19 protein-coding genes and 2 pseudogenes are annotated in these 18,456 nt (G+C 54.2%); 8 read left to right on the forward strand and 13 right to left on the reverse strand.

Translation table 11 applies throughout. The features are described from left to right. Positions 1-295: pseudogene (locus AC2FNN_RS14265) on the forward strand (DNA replication/repair protein RecF); the annotation flags it as partial. Here AC2FNN_RS14265 and AC2FNN_RS14270 read toward each other — a convergent pair. Next, positions 292-858: a carboxymuconolactone decarboxylase family protein gene (locus AC2FNN_RS14270; RefSeq protein ID WP_496759202.1), complete on the reverse strand. Its 567-nt coding sequence runs from the start codon at positions 856-858 to the stop codon at positions 292-294. The pseudogene AC2FNN_RS14265 and the gene AC2FNN_RS14270 overlap by 4 nt on opposite strands. A 100-nt stretch (positions 859-958) precedes the next feature. Between AC2FNN_RS14270 and AC2FNN_RS14275 the strand changes: the two genes are divergently transcribed. Further along, positions 959-1,531 carry a TetR/AcrR family transcriptional regulator gene (locus AC2FNN_RS14275; protein ID WP_496759203.1) on the forward strand — a complete coding sequence of 191 codons (573 nt, stop codon included), beginning with the start codon at positions 959-961 and terminating at the stop codon, positions 1,529-1,531. A gap of 114 nt (positions 1,532-1,645) precedes the next feature. After that, complete coding sequence (gene gyrB, locus AC2FNN_RS14280; RefSeq protein WP_496759204.1) at positions 1,646-4,063, forward strand: DNA topoisomerase (ATP-hydrolyzing) subunit B; 2,418 nt, start codon at positions 1,646-1,648, stop codon at positions 4,061-4,063. A gap of 300 nt (positions 4,064-4,363) precedes the next feature. On the opposite strand, the gene AC2FNN_RS14285 is transcribed toward gyrB, so the two are convergent. After that, entirely contained in the window at positions 4,364-4,738 is a 375-nt protein-coding gene (locus tag AC2FNN_RS14285) for a hypothetical protein (RefSeq protein WP_496759205.1), read from the reverse strand. 51 nt (positions 4,739-4,789) lie between these two features. Here AC2FNN_RS14285 and AC2FNN_RS14290 point away from each other — a divergent pair. After that, positions 4,790-5,164: pseudogene (locus tag AC2FNN_RS14290) on the forward strand (IS5 family transposase); the annotation flags it as partial. 181 nt (positions 5,165-5,345) lie between these two features. Here AC2FNN_RS14290 and AC2FNN_RS14295 read toward each other — a convergent pair. From AC2FNN_RS14295 to AC2FNN_RS14315, 5 genes are all read right to left on the reverse strand, one after another. Beyond that, positions 5,346-5,867, reverse strand: coding sequence for a GNAT family N-acetyltransferase (locus AC2FNN_RS14295; protein ID WP_496759206.1), 522 nt, complete (start codon positions 5,865-5,867; stop codon positions 5,346-5,348). A gap of 9 nt (positions 5,868-5,876) precedes the next feature. Further along, on the reverse strand, positions 5,877-6,134 hold the full coding sequence (locus tag AC2FNN_RS14300; RefSeq protein ID WP_496759207.1) for a YjhX family toxin: 258 nt from the start codon (positions 6,132-6,134) through the stop codon (positions 5,877-5,879). 223 nt (positions 6,135-6,357) lie between these two features. Beyond that, complete coding sequence (locus AC2FNN_RS14305) at positions 6,358-6,936, reverse strand: TetR/AcrR family transcriptional regulator (RefSeq protein ID WP_496759208.1); 579 nt, start codon at positions 6,934-6,936, stop codon at positions 6,358-6,360. Then, complete coding sequence (locus AC2FNN_RS14310; protein WP_496759209.1) at positions 6,933-7,472, reverse strand: dihydrofolate reductase family protein; 540 nt, start codon at positions 7,470-7,472, stop codon at positions 6,933-6,935. Before AC2FNN_RS14310 ends, AC2FNN_RS14305 begins: the two co-directional genes overlap by 4 nt. A 344-nt stretch (positions 7,473-7,816) precedes the next feature. Beyond that, entirely contained in the window at positions 7,817-8,704 is an 888-nt protein-coding gene (locus AC2FNN_RS14315) for a LysR family transcriptional regulator (RefSeq protein WP_496759210.1), read from the reverse strand. Positions 8,705-8,782: 78 nt separating this feature from the next. Between AC2FNN_RS14315 and AC2FNN_RS14320 the strand changes: the two genes are divergently transcribed. The 4 genes from AC2FNN_RS14320 (at position 8,783) to AC2FNN_RS14335 (ending at position 11,536) form a co-directional block, all read left to right on the forward strand. Next, positions 8,783-9,670, forward strand: a complete 888-nt coding sequence (locus AC2FNN_RS14320) for an SDR family NAD(P)-dependent oxidoreductase (protein ID WP_496759211.1) — start codon at positions 8,783-8,785, stop codon at positions 9,668-9,670. Continuing rightward, positions 9,667-10,044, forward strand: coding sequence for a DoxX family protein (locus tag AC2FNN_RS14325; RefSeq protein WP_496759212.1), 378 nt, complete (start codon positions 9,667-9,669; stop codon positions 10,042-10,044). Before AC2FNN_RS14320 ends, AC2FNN_RS14325 begins: the two co-directional genes overlap by 4 nt. A gap of 30 nt (positions 10,045-10,074) precedes the next feature. After that, positions 10,075-10,863, forward strand: a complete 789-nt coding sequence (locus AC2FNN_RS14330; RefSeq protein ID WP_496759213.1) for a nuclear transport factor 2 family protein — start codon at positions 10,075-10,077, stop codon at positions 10,861-10,863. Positions 10,864-11,035: 172 nt separating this feature from the next. Continuing rightward, complete coding sequence (locus tag AC2FNN_RS14335; protein ID WP_496759214.1) at positions 11,036-11,536, forward strand: hypothetical protein; 501 nt, start codon at positions 11,036-11,038, stop codon at positions 11,534-11,536. An 11-nt stretch (positions 11,537-11,547) separates the two neighbouring features. Here the strand turns inward: AC2FNN_RS14335 and AC2FNN_RS14340 are convergent, their stop codons facing one another. The 6 genes from AC2FNN_RS14340 to AC2FNN_RS14365 form a co-directional block, all read right to left on the reverse strand. Continuing rightward, positions 11,548-14,316: an AsmA family protein gene (locus AC2FNN_RS14340; protein WP_496759215.1), complete on the reverse strand. Its 2,769-nt coding sequence runs from the start codon at positions 14,314-14,316 to the stop codon at positions 11,548-11,550. Positions 14,317-14,400: 84 nt separating this feature from the next. Next, a complete protein-coding gene (locus tag AC2FNN_RS14345) occupies positions 14,401-15,219 on the reverse strand; it encodes a DUF3299 domain-containing protein (protein WP_496759216.1) in 819 nt (272 codons plus the stop codon). Continuing rightward, entirely contained in the window at positions 15,216-16,061 is an 846-nt protein-coding gene (locus tag AC2FNN_RS14350; RefSeq protein ID WP_496759217.1) for an efflux RND transporter periplasmic adaptor subunit, read from the reverse strand. The genes AC2FNN_RS14345 and AC2FNN_RS14350 overlap by 4 nt, the downstream gene beginning before the upstream one ends. A gap of 112 nt (positions 16,062-16,173) precedes the next feature. Next, the gene (locus AC2FNN_RS14355; protein WP_496759218.1) at positions 16,174-16,554 is read right to left on the reverse strand and encodes a hypothetical protein; all 381 of its coding nucleotides are present in this window, start codon (positions 16,552-16,554) and stop codon (positions 16,174-16,176) included. Positions 16,555-16,578: 24 nt separating this feature from the next. Continuing rightward, positions 16,579-16,977, reverse strand: a complete 399-nt coding sequence (locus tag AC2FNN_RS14360) for a hypothetical protein (RefSeq protein WP_496759219.1) — start codon at positions 16,975-16,977, stop codon at positions 16,579-16,581. Positions 16,978-17,041: 64 nt separating this feature from the next. Continuing rightward, the gene (locus AC2FNN_RS14365; RefSeq protein WP_496759220.1) at positions 17,042-18,433 is read right to left on the reverse strand and encodes a metal-dependent hydrolase family protein; all 1,392 of its coding nucleotides are present in this window, start codon (positions 18,431-18,433) and stop codon (positions 17,042-17,044) included. Positions 18,434-18,456: the final 23 nt, after the last annotated feature.

The following is an 18,456-nucleotide window of genomic DNA, read 5'->3' on the forward strand; positions in this document are numbered from 1 at the left end:
TGTTCCCGCCAAGGATTGTTCCACCGGTGAGCAGAAGGCGCTGCTGGTTTCATTGATCCTGTCCAATGCCCGAGCTTTGGCCGCAATGGTGGGTGCGCCACCGATCGTATTGCTGGATGAGGTAGCCGCTCATCTGGACGCGGGTCGGCGCGCTTCACTTTATGACGAGATTTGTGCGTTGGGTGCTCAGGCCTGGATGACGGGCACCGGGCCTGAACTGTTTGAGGAGTTGGGTGACCGGGCCCAGACGCTGATCGTGACAGAAGGCAGTGAGGGGTCGGTCGTGGCGGCTTAGGCCGGTTCGTTGACTTTGCGCGCCCACAGGAAACCGCGCATGACTTCATCGACCGGTGTTTTGGCCATGTGGTTGACGTAGTTTGACATGGTTTTTTGTGCCAGGCCCAGCACCACGTCCAGAACCGCGCGATGCGAATAGCCCGCGTCGAAGAATGCCTGAAGCTGTTCCTCGGTCGGGTTGCCACGGGTTTCCATCACTTGCAGGGTTAAGCTGCGCAGCGCTTCCAGCTTGGGCGAAGGCAGTGGGGTTTCATTGCGCAGAGCCTGAGAGATTTCGTCTGATACCTTCATCATCTTTGCGATGCCGGTATGCGCGGGCACGCAGTAATGGCATTCGTTTTCCACATTGATGGTCTGCCAGACGACGGTCTTCTCATCGTTGTCGAAATCGGTCTGCAAGAACAGGCTGTGCAGAACTTGATAGCCTTCAAGGTGCTGTGGGCTTTCAGCCATCACCTTGTGCAGGCCCGGCAAACGGCCAAAGGCGGCCTGGGACTTTTCCAGCAGCGGCTTGGATGCTTCGGGTGCGGATTCGAGGTCATGAGACGGGAAAGTGGCCATGTCGGAACTCCTGTTTCTGGCGCGATGGGTCGTATTTAGGGTTTCTTGAGTGATCACTCAAGTATATATTTGAGCGAACGTTCAAGAATTGGTGGTGCCGATGCCTCGTAAACCCACATATGATCGCGACGCGTTGATCGCGAAGGCCCGTGACATCTTTTGGCGTCAGGGCTGGGCTGGTACATCGTTGAAGGACCTGGAACGGGAATTGAAACTGAAACCCGGCAGTTTCTACGCGGCTTTCGGGTCGAAGGACGCGCTCTATGCGTTGACGTTGGAATGTTACACGCGAGAAGGTGTGGCGCGCCTTAAAGCCCTTGCTGAAAGACTGGGGCCGAAGGAAGCGCTCAAGGCGCAACCTCGTCTGGTCATCGAAGCGGTCGAAAACCCGGCAAAGGCCTGCATGCTGGCAAAGACATATGCCGAGTTGCAGGCGAAGGATCATGCGCTTGCGGATCAGGCCGCGCGTCACATGGCGGAAATGAAGGCGTGTTTCGCCGACCTGTTCCGCAGCGCCCAAGCCGCGGGTGAAATCCGGCCTGAACATGACCCGGATCGGCTGGCAGCGCGGTATCAGTCGGACATTCTGGGGCTTCGGTTGTCGGCTGAACGCAAGGATGTCGATGCACTGGAAATCGCGGCGGATATCGCTTCTGACATCGACCAGTTATGAGGTGGATTGGTATGGGCGGAAAACGACTCGAACCAACACAAAATGTTGGGGGATCGCGTGACAATCCCCACCAGAAAACGTATAAGTTACCAAAATAATATAGGTACTGACTGAATGTCCGAAGACGCACAGGCTCCTCAAGAATACGGCGCAGATTCCATCAAAGTTCTCAAGGGCTTAGAGGCCGTCCGCAAGCGCCCCGGGATGTATATCGGGGACACGGATGATGGATCGGGCCTGCACCACATGGTGTATGAGGTTGTCGACAATGGAATTGACGAAGCGCTGGCGGGTCACGCCGACCATGTGACCGTGAAAATTCACGCGGATTCCAGCGTTTCGGTCAGCGACAACGGCCGCGGAATTCCGGTGGACATCCACCCGGAAGAAGGCGTGTCGGCGGCCGAGGTCATCATGACCCAGCTGCACGCGGGCGGTAAGTTCGACAGCAACTCGTACAAGGTGTCGGGCGGCCTGCACGGTGTGGGTGTTTCCGTGGTGAACGCGCTATCGGATTGGTTGGAACTGCGCGTCTGGCGCAAAGGCAAAGAGCACGTGGCGCGGTTTGAAGGTGGCGAAACCGCTGAGCACCTGAAGGTTGTCGGCGAATGCGGAGACCGGACAGGAACAGAAGTGCGGTTTCTGGCGTCGACCGATACATTCTCGAACCTTGAATACTCATTCGAGACATTGGAAAAACGGCTGCGCGAACTGGCGTTTCTGAACTCGGGCGTGCGGATCATCCTGATCGACGAGCGCCCTGCCGAGCGGCTGGAAACCGAGCTGTTCTACGAGGGCGGCGTAAAGGAATTCGTCAAGTACCTCGACCGATCCAAAACGCCGGCCATGCCCGAGCCGATCTATATCAAGGGCGAGCGCGACGATATCGGTGTCGAGATCGCCATGTGGTGGAATGACAGCTATCACGAAACGGTGCTGCCATTCACCAACAACATCCCGCAGCGCGACGGCGGGACCCACGTGGCTGGGTTCCGGGGGGCTTTGACCCGGACGATCAACAACTATGCGCAGTCCAGCGGGATCGCGAAAAAGGAAAAGGTCAGCTTCACCGGGGACGATGCGCGCGAAGGCTTGACCTGCGTATTGTCGGTGAAAGTGCCCGACCCGAAATTCTCGTCCCAGACCAAGGACAAGCTGGTTTCTTCCGAGGTCCGTCCGGCTGTCGAAGGTCTGATGAATGAAAAACTGGCCGAGTGGTTCGAAGAAAATCCCAACGAGGCCAAGAATATCGTTGGCAAGATCATCGAGGCTGCGTTGGCCCGGGAAGCTGCGCGAAAGGCGCGCGAGCTGACCCGGCGCAAGACGGCGATGGATGTGAACTATCTGGCTGGCAAGCTGAAGGATTGTTCCGAGAAAGATCCTTCGAAAACCGAAGTCTTCCTCGTCGAGGGTGACTCGGCTGGTGGTTCTGCACAAACGGGCCGGGACCGTCTGACACAGGCGGTTCTGCCCCTGCGGGGTAAAATCCTGAACGTCGAGCGCGCCCGGTTCGACCGGATGCTGTCGTCTCAGGAAATCGGCAATCTTGTCATGGCGCTGGGCACTGGCATTGGCCGCGATGAATTCAACATCGAAAAGCTGCGCTACCACAAGATCGTCATCATGACTGACGCGGATGTGGACGGCGCGCATATCCGGACCCTGTTGTTGACCTTCTTCTATCGGCAGATGCCCGAGCTGATCGAGGGTGGGTACCTCTATATCGCGCAACCGCCGCTGTATAAGGTTTCCCGTGGTAAGTCAGAGGTTTACCTGAAGGATCAGGCCGCTCTGGATGACTATCTGATCAATCAGGGCGTCGAAGGCGCGGTTCTGAAACTCGGCTCGGGTGAGGAAATCATCGGCCAGGACCTGACCCGCGTGGTCGACGAGGCGCGTCAGCTGAAACGTGTGCTGGACGCGTTTCCAACGCATTACCCGCGTCATATTCTGGAACAGGCCGCCGTGGCTGGGGCCTTCGTGCCGGGTGCGGTGGACGCCGATCTGCAAGGTGTGGCTGACAAAGTCGCCGCACGGTTGGATCTGATTGCGTTGGAATACGAACGCGGTTGGCAGGGTCGTATCACACAGGATCACGGCATCCGGCTGGCCCGTATCCTGCGCGGTGTCGAAGAAGTTCGCACGCTGGACGGCCCGATGCTGCGCTCGGGCGAGGCGCGCAAGACCGGCAGCTTTACGCAGAGCCTGCAAGAGATCTACAACTCTCCGGCCACTTTGAACCGTCGTGATCGCAGCCAGATGATCCACGGTCCGCTGGACTTGTTGCGCGCCATTCTGGAAGAGGGTGAAAAGGGCTTGTCCTTGCAGCGCTATAAAGGCCTGGGTGAGATGAACCCCGACCAGCTGTGGGAAACGACACTGGACCCGGATGCGCGGACGCTGCTGCAAGTGCGCGTGGATGACATGGTCGAGGCGGATGATCTGTTCACCAAGTTGATGGGTGACGTCGTGGAACCTCGTCGGGAGTTCATCCAGAAAAACGCCTTGAGTGTTGAGAATCTGGATTTCTGATCATGACTAGGGATCCCCACGGAACTGCGGATACCCCATAGTTTTGCGGAATCCGCCCATAGTTCTGCGGGTTGGGTGGTTGGTCTTGAACGGGCGGCTCGGCGTTGGTGTGTCTTCATCGCATCGGCCAAACTGCCACGCAGGCGGACCTGCTCAAATCGAAAAGTGACTACAGGGAAGCCACCCGACATCTACCTGATGGCACATCGCCCGCCGTTCTTCATGGGAAGCAAGCTCGGTGTGAAGTTGGACCGGCGCTTGAGGAAAACAAAGAACTCGCCCAAGGGCGTCTTTGCGAGCTCAATCGACCGGCATTCGCTCGCTGCGTGCGACAAGGAGCGCCATGACAAGACCGTCGCGCACTCGAAATGATTGCTCTCCGATTTCGATCGGATCAGCCCCAGGTACATCAAACCATGTATCTGCTTTAAGGTCAGACATAGTTGCATGGTCCCGAGAGCCGTTGAACAGAATACTGAAAGCGTTGCTCTGCGGGTCAAGGATACGACGTGGCCACCATTGATGGCCTATGCTCTTAGATGAAATATGCCAAACATACCCAGACTTGCTGTAGGCGGCGAGAATGCAGGGTTTCTTCTCCATCTCAGCCAGCCGATAGGCCATGGCGGCCTTGTTGGTATTGAAGGTTCTGGCGAGCTGCCAAACAGCATGCATGTTGAACTTTCGGTAGTCCCTTAGGGTCAGGATGCATTGATTTTAAAAGCGCTGCATTCCATTTGTGACAGCCAAGGGCGACCGATCAGCCTGTTCGTCACCGCTGGCCAAGTCAGTGACTACTTCGGTGCGCGAGCGCTACTGAGCTGTATTCCAGATAGCGACTGGCTGGTCGGGGACCGCGGCTATGATGCCGACTGGTTTCGGGACGCGATGAAAAACAACGGGATACGCGCCTGCATCCCCGGCCGAAAGCAACGCAAGACAACCGTGAAGTATGACAAGCGCCGATACAAAAGGCGCAACCGCATCGAGATCATATTTGGTAGGCTCAAGCACTGGAGGCGCGTAGCGACACGTTATGAGCGCTGCCCCAAAGTCTTCCTCTCCGCAATCGCACTCGTAGCAACCGTCATCTATTGGTTACGAATCCTGACCCTAGTGGTGTTTCCAAAGCTTCAGCTAGGACGGCGGCACTCAGAAAAACTTTAGGTCGTGATGTCCATCTCGAGCTTCGCTAACTCACACCACGCGAAACGAACCCGCGCTTCAACTAGCGATATTGAAGTGCGGGCTCCGGTTTTTCAGCGACGATTCCGGGTGGACTTCACCCGTGTTGTGAAGTGTCCCACCAATGAGGTTGCATGAAACGTGGGATCGCCACGGTCTTGCCACTCAGTTTCCGCAAAGATCCCTCTGTCAACTCAAGCGCCATCCACGCCTCTGGTGTCGACATCAGGTCCGGGTATGGCGTCTGCTTGTCTGTCGGGACAAACCCATATCGAGGGTAAAACGTAGGGACGCCCAACACGAACACTGCATCCGTGCCGACGGAATTGAGATGTTCAATACTGGCCTCCATGATCTCTTTCCCAACGCCGTGGCCCTGATACGCTGGTAGCACCCCGCAAGGTGCGAGCAGGTAACAGTTCGCGTGTGGGTGATCTACGAAGTTAAACGGAGTAAACAGCACGTTGCCTACAATCTTCCCGTCGCGTTTGGAGCTGATAGAAATTGTGTCCGGGAGGCGGAGGAAGTCTCTAGCGAGCCGAGCGATGTCGTCTCCTTCTTCTTTTCCAAAGGCCAGCCGGTGGATTTCAATAATAGCGTCAATTTCTGTCTGGTTCATGGTTCTTTCCTATCTTTGGTTCATTTGGGCGCGCACGGATTTGATCCCCATCGCGGAGGCGCGATAGGGATTGCCGTTTTTCGAGTGGATAAAGCGCTTTTTCAGCAAGCGTTGGAAAACACTCAGGGTGCAGTCGGACAGCACATAGCCGTCACGCGTATAACAAGTGACGTCATGGACTTTTCCGTTTTCCAGTCGTTCGAAGTGGATCGACCCGCCAAGGGCGAGTTCGTGCAAAACACGTTGCTCGTGCTTTGAGATATTCATTGGGATGTCTCGATTTTACGAAAGTGCAACAAAAAGGACACTCAGCATCGCGCGTGAGTGTGCCTATCAATGTTGGTGTTCCTGAATGTAGGTCGCCAGGAACGGGCGTTAGGCCCGGGTCTCTTTCATAAAATCTCCGTTGTGTGAGGCGTACCGCCTCATACGTTTGGCGCAGATAGTCCTTCAGGCAAGACGCGTCAATATCCCTTATTGCGTGAGTGTCTCATTTTGAGCTGACACGTGCGCCTCCTGCCGCATGCGCCAGCACCCAATCGATACCCCGCAAAAAGTCGCCGACTGTTAACGGGTTGTTTTCGCCGCTTGACGCAGAGAGGACAAAGCCATGCGTATAGTCGATGAGAAGATGCAAAAGCACATCGTTCTCGTCACCATCGTCAATTTCCTGCGTACATGCCCGCAGTTTATCTGTGACGTCCATCAGGTCTTTGCTGATGAGAGTGATATCATCCAGAACTGCGCGCAGCAGGTTGGCATTCGGCAAGGCCCGAAGATAGTAGGCACTTAATATGCTACGCGCTTTCGCGCTTGCTTCTTCTTCAACGCTGCCCTGAAGCGTGTTCGCAAAGGCTATTTCAACCAGGTCAGCCAGTAGCTTACGCTTGCTGCCGGAATGGTAAGTTATCGCCATGGGCGTGACCTTTAGCTTATCCGCCAGTAACCGAAACGAAAGCGCGCTGGCTCCCTGCTTTTGAACAATGGGCAGGGCAGTTTGCAGGATAAGCTGCTTCGACAGACGTTCCTCTGACTTTCTTGGCCGCCCGACAGACGGTGTTTTGGTCATGCACTTTTCACTTTGTAAACCAGATCGACCATACCCGATGGAAAAGGTGTGGCAGAGATCAGCTCAAGATCAACATCGCCGTCTGATTCACCGAAAATGCGAATGCCGTCACCCAGTAGAATAGGAACCAACGAAATCTTCATGTCTTGTACAAACCCGGCTTGAAGGAACGACTGTATGATTGCACCGCCATCGACATATACGCGTTCATAGCCGCGCTTGCGAAAGATTCCCCACAACTCTTTGGGGCTAGCAGTGGAGAACTCAATTTTGTTGTGTAGATGCTCAGGTATGTCCTGTTTCGTCATGGTGCGGCTGAGTACCACGACGGGTTTCTCATATGGCCATTCACCAAATCCAAGAACAGTTCGCAGTGATCCGGTCCCCATAACAAGAACATCCACGCTGTTCATAAACTCGATGAATCCGTGGTCTTCATTATCAGCGGGCTGTTTATTCAGCCAATCGAGCGAATGGTCTTTTCTTGCAACGAAACCGTCAAGGCTTATGGCCATCATGATGTGTCCGCTTGGCATGGCGTTCTCCGCTTGGTAATAATTATACAACGTATAAATACTTAAACATATACCCGCAACTTGTTCCGTTCAGATGCGACGCTTTAACGAAGAAAGGGGGCACTTCCCGACTCCATGGCTCTCTTGAGACGGGCTTATGTGCGCATTCCCTGAAATATTACGAGTGGTCGCTTAGCCAAACAAAACGGCCGTTCCTAACTTCGAATGCGGGGGATGCATTCAGTCCGACGCAAAATGTCAATTTCAGTAGCTAATGAACCTCAAAAAGCCGCCAGCCAAGTATCTCACCAATATGAGCGACACGCAGTGAGCCGACGCGGATAATTTCCCCGGTTTTCTGGCCTCTAAACATCCAGCTGGCTACGGATCCAGCCGAGAAGGGGAGATCGTGCGTCTCGTTCGTGCCAAATTGCACGGATTCCCAATTCCGGCAGGGGGAAAGGGCAATCGCGCGTGATTAGATTTCCGTTGATGGTGGCGGCTTGGGCGAGCGTCTCCGGCACAAAAGCGATTAGATTTGTTCCGTCCAGGAAGGCCGGTTGCAGATGCAGGCTATCTGTCACCAGCCCAACCTGGCGTGGGGGCAAACCCTGATCTTTGCCAAAAAGGTGAACTGGGTCATCTTGTTTGGTCATGAGACTCAGCCGGACATGTGGGTATAGAAAGACCGTTTCAGCATTCCAGCTGTTCAACGCTGGGTGGGTTCGGTCTAATAGGCACACAATGCGCTCGCGCAGTAGAAGCTTTTGAAGAAACTTAGGATTTGCCTGAAGTCCTGCGCCAATGATCAAATCGGCATCACCGGAATCGAGCTTCTGGTAGCTGTGATCCGAATAACTGTGAATTTCGAATACGATCCCCGGTGCTTGCTCTCGAATACGCCGAACTGCGTGTGCAAGGAAACTGGTTGCAATGAAATCATGGGCATGAATTCGAATAGTTGCGCTTGTGTTTTCAGGTGAGAACGTCACTGGTGCAGTGAGCACGCTGATCTCAGAAAGGATGGTGTTCAACCGTGCCGCAAGGTCCAGAGTGCGCGCTGTTGGCACCATTTCGCGCCCTTGCCTGACGAACAGAGGGTCGTCAAACAGGCGGCGCAACCTTGCCAGAGTATGACTCATGGCAGGTTGCGTTACGTTCATTCGCTGCGCAGCGCGTCCAACATGCCGTTCCGAAATGAGCGCTTGAAAAGATTTCAGTAGATTAAGATCAATTCCATCAATTTCATTCATACTAAAAAGAAATAATGATTATTTCCAATTATGTCTATCGATTGCCATTTTCCTCTCGACCACAAGAGGAACAGACAGATGAATATTCTGATCACCGGGGCCAGCAGCGGCTTCGGAAAAGAAATGGCCATCAGACTCGCGGACGAAGGTCATTCTGTATTCGCCGGAATGCGCGCTTTGAAGGGGCGAAACGCCAAAGTGGCGGCCAGTCTGGAGGCGGTATCCGGGCAAATTTTCCCCATTGAACTGGATGTCAGCAGTGACGCCGGGGTAGACAGCGCAATTTCCCATCTGATGTTAATGCTGGATGGCCCACTTGATGTCGTGATCAACAATGCCGGGATATATGTTGGCGGGCTCAACGAGACCATTTCTGCGGCTCGGTTTCAGAACATGTTGAATGTGAACGTGCTGGGACCTGTTCGCATGCTACGCGCCGTCCTTCCCAATATGCGCGCCCAGGGCTTTGGCACGGTGATCAGCATCACCAGTGACATGTCCAGGTTTGCGTTGCCAATGAGCGGTTATTACACGGCCAGTAAGGCGGCACTTGAGCTGGTCGCCGAGACCTATGCTCTTGAACTCGCCCCTTTGGGACTGGAATCCCTTATCGTTCAACCCGGCGCATTTGATACTGGTATAATGCAGAAATCGCCGCCAACGGATGAACCGGAACGCATGGCTGTATATGGCCCAACGTTGGAAAAAGCACAAGCGATGGCCGGACGCTTCATGGGGTTGGCGCAAAAAAGCTTTTCTGAGGCGTCCCCTGCAATGGTTGCCGATGCCATCGCCGATCTGTTGAACCTGCCTTACGGCAAAAGACCATTGCGAACTATTGTCGACCCGTCGGACATTGGCGCTCTGGCCAACGCAATGAATGCTGCCGTAGCCACCAAGCAGGAGAGGTTTCAGGACGCTCTCGGCGCCGAATTCTCCTTCCCCGTTCAGGAGGCTGCGGAATGAATGTGATCACTGTTTTCGTCGGATTGCTGTCCGTCTTCTTTCTTTTCGCAAGCTCGATCAAGATCTTCGGCTGGCAGAAGTTCATATTCGAGACCCAACTGGCGATGTTCATCAAATACGGGCTGAACCGGCAGATCATGGCCTTGGTTGGCGTGGTTGAATTGTTTGGCGCAATCGCGATCTGGTTTCAGGGTTCCTGGATCGGAACTTTGGGCGCGTTAGCAATTCTTGGCACATCCATCGGCGCTATTGGCTGTCATTTGATCTGGGACACCTGGAAAGAAGGCGTTCCTGCCATGGTCACAGGCACCTTGTCCGCTATCGTGGCCTGGTCTGGCCGTGAAACGGTGTTGAGCATCGTTGGAATTAGCTAAATCCATGTCTATGACACAGGAGTGCATGTTGTGACTGACAGTATCCGCGTGGCAAATGCCAAGGGCCTTTATCTGGAAGGCATTCGTGACGGCAAAATGCCCGAGGCGCTCGATAAATTTACCGGGGATCGCTACACGCAACACTCAACGGGTGTACGCGACGGTAAAGAAGGTTTCATCGAGTTTTTCACGCCTTTTCTTGAGCGGAATCCGGTGCGCGATATCCAGGTTCTGCGGACTATCGAGGATGGAAACTTCGTATTCGTACATGTGTATCAAAGCCTCAACGGTGGTGAAGCGCAGTGGGTGACGGCCGATATCTTTGATACTGACGAAGAAGGTAAAATCATCGAGCATTGGGATGTGATTGCCGCGTATAAATGGCCAACCGTCTCGGGCCGCAGCATGGTGGATGGCCCAACCGAAATTGAAGATCACGATTTGACCGAGGCCAACAAGACCGTGGTGCAAGGTTTCATCGACAATGTCCTGATGGCAGGGCGCACCGATCTTGTGAATGACTACATATCGACCGAGCAATACGATCAGCACAACCCAGAAATAGACGACGGATTGGAAGCTTTCTTTAAGCATCTTGGAGAGGTGACGAATGGTGGAAAAACCGCGCATTACGTCAAAGTTCACCGACTACTCGGCCAAGGAAATTTCGTGGTTGTCTTTAGCCACGTAAAACAAGACGAGGACGACTGGGCCGTCTTTGACTTGTTCCGGCTTAAGGGCGGAAAGATCGTCGAACATTGGGATGTTCAGGAACAGATCGGCCCGAAAGAGACGTGGAACAACTCTGGCAAATTCTAGGGAAGTTGAGCGTCATATTTTCACTGGCAGAGGCCGAAGGTGATTGCTTTTTCTGGGCAAGGGCGCGTTGACGTCGGCACAACATTCCAGAAATCGAATGGTTGTACTTGATTGAGCCAGCGCGATAATCTGATTGCATCTAAGGATTAGCGGAACATGTGTGGGGCTTTGAATGAACAGGTTGGCGCTGACAGCAATGGCATTGATCTCCACTGGCGCGGTGTGGGCCGCCGGTATGGAACGGTGGGGTGAATCCGGGGACTGGACAATCCTGATTGATTCCGAAAAGGGCAACGGCTGTCTTGCTTGGAAGCCATTTGAAAACGACATGACCGTAGAAATCGGCGCGGCACCCAATCAGGCCGGTGGCTTTTTTGCAGCCTACAATCCGGCCTGGGTGCAGATCAAGGACGGGGCGACCGGGATCGTACAGTTCGATTTTGGTGATGCGAAATTTGAAGGTGAAGCGGTTGGTGTCTTCAAGAATGGAGTTCCCGGAGGCTACGCTTTTTTCGACAACCCGGCGTTTGTAACCGAGTTTGGAAAGCGCCAAAGCGTTACGATCATTGGCGAAAGCGGGACCGAGGTGGAGCTTGATCTTAGCGGGTCTGCCAAAGCCATTGAGGCCGTTCTGGCGTGTCAGGCCGAACAGCCGGAACCACTGAAGAACTAGGTAAAGCCTGACTATTGCAATTGATTGATGTCCGGCACGCACGGTTGCCTGTCGGCAGGCATAGCATCAGCGCCTTCCGGAGCCTTGTTTCTGGACCCGCCCACATCCAGCTTGAATTTTGGCGACGAAAGCTGGCCCGTCACATCAAAGGGCCAGGCGCTTCGGGATAGGGGTTTGCCAACGCGACGGGGCTCTGCTCTGATCGCTATGCTATCGTTCAGCCAGTCCACTTGTCCCCTGGCCACCAACTGAACTGATCCCGTTTCAATGACGATGGAGTTTGAACTGACCCGTCCGGCCTGAATATCAACCGGGGCGACCACACACGTGATGTCGGTGTACCCTTGTCTGAACTCCTCTGAAAACAACCAAGGGAAAATACCCAGCCCCGCCAGTTCCAATAGACTGGTACTAATGTAACCTTGCGACATCGACAAAGACGCATTGCCGCGCATCGAGTTGACGAAGGCTTTGCCCGAGGTGGTACTACCAGACACGTTGAACTCACCGCTCAAACGTCCATAGGCCTCAATACCAATTCCCAACTCATCAAGGATCTCACCGAATTCCCATCCCGAGGTTGATCCCGACAACGAAAGCCAATCAGGTGAGTCAATCAGATCCATGACCGCGCGCAGGTTGAAGTTTCCGCCGCCATAGGCCACTTGAAGAGGTCCGAAATCCACGGTCCCTTCTTTTGCAGACAATTGGCTGGAAACAGATGTGACGCCTTGCTGGCCTACAATCTCTTTGAATTCGATCTGTACCTCGACGTCAGCTTCTCGCAGTACGCGCTGCACATCCAGAAGGTCAGCTGGCTTCCCTTTTTCCTTTGGCAACACCAATGGCTGGGCGTCTGTTTCCTTCGGCAGAACCAAGGGTTGAACTTCAGTTTCAGGTTTTTGCGAGGCCTCGCCCAACAGGCTCTTCAGTTGGTCCAGTACGGCAGTCAGATTCTTCAGGTCGTTGAGATCGAGCCTCTCGCTCGTAATGTTGCCCCGAACGATGGATGCACCTTCGGGAAACCGTGCATCCAAAGCAGCTAGAAGATCGGAAGACCCGGCTTCGAACTTGATTGCGGCATCAAAGTCTTCGCCCTGCCTGGAGGTTTCAGCATCGATCGCCAGAGCGCCAATTTCGACAGGTTGCAGGTTGAGCGCGGTCAGAAACTGGGCGCTGTCGTCGACGTCCAATTCCACGTCGAAATCAAGATCAGCGAGCCCTTTTAGCTCGTTGACGGATAGCGCAAGATCCAGCGACCAGAGATCGGTGCCGTAAGTGGTCGCGTTAAACCTGTTGAGTGAAACCGGCCCAGCCGCATTGGATATGTTGAAATCGGCTTTGATGCCGCCGAACTGGTCAACATAGTCTTCATCGAGGTTGGGCAAAATCAACTTGGCGGGCCCGTTTAGCTCCCCATCGAAAGTCACGTCCTGAAGCTGAAGCAGATCGAGGATTTCACCTTCGGCTTTCAGGACAGGCTCTTCAATTGGACCGGCTCGCAGCGCAATGCCCAGCATGGCGAGCCGTCCGTCTGGCATGCGGCGAATACTTTCGATGGATGCTGGGCCGATTACGTCCAACCCCTGGTCGAACGCATTGGTCTGGAACAGCAACTTCTCGAATTCGAAGGACGCCAGGGATCCGACCATATGCATTTCAAAGCCCGTGAACTTCAGTTCCTGAATACTTTTTGCTGCTGGCGGCGGCTGCCCTTCGGGGTGAAGCCGTGCGTTGAAAAGCAGATCGACGCCCTGAGCGGTGTAGAGGTCATCTATTGAACCTTCAGCTTCGAGTTTCTGCCCATCCTCCAGGCTTATGGTGGTTGTAAACGCCTCGATCTTCAGAGCGTCCTGGGACACGAGTTCTGCTTGAAGCTGACCATTGCCTTCCAGAACGCGTTCCAATCCAATGACATCTAGAAAATCACCGAATTCTCCGGTGTCCATTTCCAAGACAGCCCGATAGCCATCCCCCTCGTCTGCCGAGAAGGGCTCGCCATCGTAGCTTACGGTCATTTCCCCAAAACTGGCTCGCGTCGTAAATGGCGCGTCATGGGGGTAGTCGCCTTCGATTTCGAAACCCTGACCGTTGACGGAGCCGGATCCAGAGACCTTTGTTCTTTGTCCATTATCTAATTGTTCGAGCGCGAGTGACTGCAAGTCAAACACAAACGAGAAGCCTGAGACCTTGTCGTCGATGTTTAACCCGATTGACGTGAATCTGACGTTCTTGTCGCTTAGGAAGTTCAGGATCCCACTGCTTTCGGTGTCACTTTCATCGGTAATATCAGCGCTGGCGGCGTCTTTTTGATCCTCCGCTGATACAGGTTCCTCGGAGGCGGGCTTGGGTGTTGGATTGCCTTTTCGCCAGCTTGTTGTGCCGTCTGCGGCTGTAAGAATATTCGCTTGGAGGCCTTCCACTACCAGATTGTCAAAGTGCAGACGCCCGTTGGCCAAAGCAGCAACATCCAGCTCCAATTCCAGCAGGTTCAATTCCACAAGAGCTGACTCCGGCATTGTCTGGCTCGGGATGATCACGCCACCGACGTAGATGTGACTGATGCGGCCAAGCGCGACGCTTACATCATCATTGACCAACAGGGGCCGACCAATTTGTTCCGAAAGAACTCTTTCTACAAGGCCACGGCGCATGTCCGAGAACATCGGAGCAGCAAGCAACAACCAAACAAAAGCGACTGCTGCGAATGCGAGAAGTGCGATAAGCCCAATTATTCTAATTAGCCAAACCCTCATGCGCTCCCCTGTCGCGGCTTTCACCGTTCAATCTTTCACGAGCAGATATTCAGCCCACCAGCCTGAACGCTCGTTCTGAACCATATTCAGGTCAATTGGCTCGTGTCACTAATCGTCTCTGGTAGCCCCGCCAGTCGCTTTGATCCGTCCCATCAATACACGTTCCCTGTTGGTCGAAGCCTTTTCGGAAGTCTGGATTGGTCCAAAAGTCTGCACGTCATCGACCTCCAAAGTGAACGCAGCCTTCATGAGCACGGGACCATCAACAACCAGCATTTCCTTCTGCGTCGGGTCAATCCTGATTTGACCGGTTACAACGATGGGCTCGTAGACTGTCGATGGCGTCCATGTATCGCTTAGGCGCAAACGCACCATCTGGTTCGGAGGCGGAGGTGGAACATGGCTGCACATTCCACGTTCCGGCACGATATATGCCATTTGGGAGCCATCTTCGTCGCGGTGTGCCGGGATCACAAATCCGCCCAATGAAACGGTTGCACCATCGATGTCGACGTTGGCGGCCGTGCCAGCCTTCTCTCGTCTTTCCATCACAACCCAGCGTTGGGAAATCAGCCAGTCCGCATCAACGCCTTCCTCAGCAAGGGTTGCTTCAGTCGCCTCGATATCCAGTTTAATCTGATCCAACAGCTCTGGCGTCGATCCGCCTTTCTCTAGCTGCGCGCGTAACCGGACCAATCTGCGAAGCGCGCTAAGCTGTTTGCCCGTCAATTCGACGAAAGGATCTTCATAGTCTTGAGCAGTTTCATCGATCAGGTCTGACCACTCGATACGTGCAACTTCCGAATGAGCCGGCAATGCTAAAAAGAACGCGGCGATTACTGCAAAGGAAAGACGCATTGTCATATGCTCCTCATTTGTCGGCAAAACAGCGCTCGTTGCCACTGGCTTCGACGGGTCATCATTCAATTCCTCAGACTCGAAATAACTGTGACTTTTGCTCCTGGGCGAAGCAGCAACTCTGGATTCGGGAACTCGGCCCACACATCCATCAACTGCGTTTTGGGATTAACCTTGAATGCGCCACCAAAGTAATGCCCTTCATAGGGGTACAATTGTCCATCCGGCATCTGCAAAGACAGGCTGAGCCCTTCAAATGCTTCTGCATCTGTCTCAAATACCTGACGCCGTTTGGTGAATTCCTCGTAGGGCACTTTGACGACAACGTAGACCGGGTCGATGTCTGACAGGATCGCCAGCGTTTCGTCCCCCCGTCTTTCCGTACTCAGATACTGGTACTGTTTGACATGCGGTTGGCTGATAATTCCCGAAAAAGGCGCATGTAACTCGGTGAAGCTATACGCGAGTTGTGCCCCTTCATAAGCCAGACCCGCCCGCTCCGACGCGATTTCAGCAAGGTCGCGGTTCACCTGGGCAAGTTGCAATTCGGCTTCCGGTATCAGGTCCTTCAGATAAAGTTCCGTTTTCCGCCCCAATTCCGCATCGGCGAGCCTGAGTTGGGCTGTCGCATCCTTCAGAGCTGTTTCGCTTAGCCGCATTTCGATGAAGGGGCCCCTTTTGCCAAACTCGAATAGCAGGTCACCCTCCTGAACGTATTGACCTGCGTGAAACGCAATTCGGGTGACCACATTGTCCACCAAAGGCGACAGTTCTGCTTCGCGACTTGGCTGCACATAGCCCTCAAAGTTTATTGTTTGTGGGACGTCTGTTGCACCGGTTTCCTGCGAGAGTAGGGCGCGTGCTGACGAAAGGGTAGTAAGCGCAAAAAGTACAAGAAGGGCCTTTATCATCGCAGTGCCTCAGATCCGGGTTTTGAACTTGGGCCGGGGTTCGCAAAATGATCGCCCCGGCCAGCTTCAGGACAAACGAGGTAGTTATTGCCCTGAAACATCGTACTTTCGTCTAGTTGAGAAGATCACCGACGATGCCGACGGCATCGACAACAGTAGACAAGTCATTCGTAACTTCGAGGACTTCGTCATCGACCAGAATGTAGCGGTTTCCTTTGCCCGGCTCCCCCAACTTCCATTTGGAAAGGTCCCCAATATCCTCGAACTCCAGGTCAGATGGGAGCTTGGCACCGCGCGTGTAGCGCTTGATCTGACCAGGCGGCACAGCCTTTGGGCCTTTGCCGGGCTTGTCTTCGATCTGAATGCTGATATCGCCGCCCTTGCCCCCTTTATTCGGCTTTTTACCCTTGTTGTCTTTGGCATAGGCATCGCTGCCTCCAAGGATGAAAAACACAACTGATAAGGCTGCAAGAATTCCGTATGCGATCTTCATAGTCTGTTCCTTTGCTTCCCGGCTTCATTCGACCGGCGTTGAAAATTCCGGCACCCGCTTCAGGGCTTCGATCATGTCCGCGCTCGTCATCAGTTCGATGAAGGTATAGTCTTTCAGAACTCCTTGGCTCAGACGCGAAATATAAATGGCCTGCACCATGCCCGGATCGTCCGGGAAACGGACCGTGATGTAGTTCTTGCCATCTGCCAGCCCCCAGAAATAGCTGATCATCTCACCGCCCATTGCGGCGAGGGCAGCGCCCACATCCTTTTCGCGGTCGGTCGGATTGTCGATCATGATTTGCCAGGCATCGGGGTTTGGTTCCCCGATCCCCAGATAATATCGGCTGTGAGACTCCTCCGCCGCCGCTCCGGAAACACCAATCCCAACTGCGCAAAGAGTTATTGCGATTGCCTTGTTCATTGATCGCTCCCCTGTTCAGGATCGACGGCGCAAGACGCAGGGGTCAATTTTCCGCATACTCTGCTCATTCGAGTGTATTCTTGTAGAAGACGCCGTCTTTCATGATCACACGAATGGTCTCAAACCCCCGATCACGCGCAGGTGCATCAAACCACTTCGGATTTGCGCCAAGAACCGACAGGTCATCCAGCGGGTTTCCATCGACGATCAGAATGTCTGCATAGGCCCCTTCTTCGATCACGCCCAGTTTGTTGGGATAAGGGTTCCGCCGCCCTGTCAGTTGGGCGAGCTCGCCACCGGTCGAGGTTGCAGCAACCAGGAAGGCGTGGTTCCCGAGAAGTTCCGCGAAATAGTACTTTTCAAAGTCCCGGTGTGCGCGGCCAAACCCAATAGTGGACAGCACGGTGTCGACGTTATGCACGATCTTGGGCTTGTACTTCTTGATGTACTCAATGACGTTTTCTGACCCGACCAGATATTCTTCCAGTTTCGGTTTCACCGTCGGCATCGAGAAATTCGGATGGTCGAGCAGCGCCGGATCCATTCCAGCCACATTCAGGGCCCAGAAGATACCCTCATCCGCAATGCGTTTAACGGTCTCCTCGCTCACCATCTGAGCGTGCTCCAGCGACTTGACGCCAGCATCCAGAGCCATTGTGACCGTTTCGTCCGTATAGGCGTGGACGGTCACATAGGTGTCGAAGAAGGACGCAGCCTCGACCGCTGTTGCGATCTCATCAACGTTGTAGGCAACGGACCAGAGCGGATCGAGCTCGGATGACACGCCGCCACCGGCCATCAGTTTCAGGAAACTCGCCCCGTGCGCGAAGTTAAGCCGCGATGCCTTCCGGATTTCTTCGGCACCATCAGCAATATAGGACAGGTTGAACGTATTGGCGACGTCGTCCGATCCCATGTTGAAGGTTCGCTGCTCGGGGTTTCGCCAGTCACCGTGCCCGGATGTCGGGCCAATGGCTGCACCTGACGCATAGATGCGTGGCCCGTCTACAATCCCCTTGTCGATCAGTTCACGCAGACCTGATCCCATTCCGCCGGTATCCCGCACTGTGGTGTAACCGTCGTAGAGATAGTCGCGGGCATTTTCAGCCGCGGTGGCCCCGATCTGATCCCATTTGGCGGCCTGAAGACCCGAGAAGGATTGCACGAGCCCTGTCGCGTAGAGATGCACGTGACTGTCAATCAACCCTGGCCCCAGCGTGCGACCACCCCCGTCAACAAGCGTTGCGTCGGGCGCATCAATACCGTCGGTCGAGACTGTCTTTATGAGATTGCCTTCAACCAGAACATTCGCGTTTTCGATCCGCTCTTCACTAATTCCGTCAAAGATATGCACATTGGTGAACAAGGTTTGCGGGAGCGCGTCCTGCGCCAACGCACCGCTTGCTGCCAAGGAAACAAATCCAGCGATTGCTGTCAGTGAGGCCAGTGTTTTCACGTGTCAGTACTCCCATTTGTCAA

The organism is Ruegeria sp. BHSA118 (assembly GCF_059613405.1).

Excerpts from the sequence above, each read along its gene's own strand:
- AC2FNN_RS14335 (WP_496759214.1), top strand. The coding sequence starts at position 11,036 with ATGAACAGGTTGGCGCTGACAGCAATGGCATTGATCTCCACTGGCGCG.
- AC2FNN_RS14270 (WP_496759202.1), bottom strand. The coding sequence starts at position 858 with ATGGCCACTTTCCCGTCTCATGACCTCGAATCCGCACCCGAAGCATCC.
- AC2FNN_RS14315 (WP_496759210.1), bottom strand. The coding sequence starts at position 8,704 with ATGAATGAAATTGATGGAATTGATCTTAATCTACTGAAATCTTTTCAA.
- AC2FNN_RS14295 (WP_496759206.1), bottom strand. The coding sequence starts at position 5,867 with ATGAACCAGACAGAAATTGACGCTATTATTGAAATCCACCGGCTGGCC.
- AC2FNN_RS14320 (WP_496759211.1), top strand. The coding sequence starts at position 8,783 with ATGAATATTCTGATCACCGGGGCCAGCAGCGGCTTCGGAAAAGAAATG.
- AC2FNN_RS14300 (WP_496759207.1), bottom strand. The coding sequence starts at position 6,134 with ATGAATATCTCAAAGCACGAGCAACGTGTTTTGCACGAACTCGCCCTT.
- AC2FNN_RS14355 (WP_496759218.1), bottom strand. The coding sequence starts at position 16,554 with ATGAAGATCGCATACGGAATTCTTGCAGCCTTATCAGTTGTGTTTTTC.
- AC2FNN_RS14285 (WP_496759205.1), bottom strand. The coding sequence starts at position 4,738 with ATGCATGCTGTTTGGCAGCTCGCCAGAACCTTCAATACCAACAAGGCC.
- gyrB (WP_496759204.1), top strand. The coding sequence starts at position 1,646 with ATGTCCGAAGACGCACAGGCTCCTCAAGAATACGGCGCAGATTCCATC.
- AC2FNN_RS14325 (WP_496759212.1), top strand. The coding sequence starts at position 9,667 with ATGAATGTGATCACTGTTTTCGTCGGATTGCTGTCCGTCTTCTTTCTT.
- AC2FNN_RS14275 (WP_496759203.1), top strand. The coding sequence starts at position 959 with ATGCCTCGTAAACCCACATATGATCGCGACGCGTTGATCGCGAAGGCC.
- AC2FNN_RS14360 (WP_496759219.1), bottom strand. The coding sequence starts at position 16,977 with ATGAACAAGGCAATCGCAATAACTCTTTGCGCAGTTGGGATTGGTGTT.
- AC2FNN_RS14310 (WP_496759209.1), bottom strand. The coding sequence starts at position 7,472 with ATGCCAAGCGGACACATCATGATGGCCATAAGCCTTGACGGTTTCGTT.
- AC2FNN_RS14350 (WP_496759217.1), bottom strand. The coding sequence starts at position 16,061 with ATGATAAAGGCCCTTCTTGTACTTTTTGCGCTTACTACCCTTTCGTCA.
- AC2FNN_RS14305 (WP_496759208.1), bottom strand. The coding sequence starts at position 6,936 with ATGACCAAAACACCGTCTGTCGGGCGGCCAAGAAAGTCAGAGGAACGT.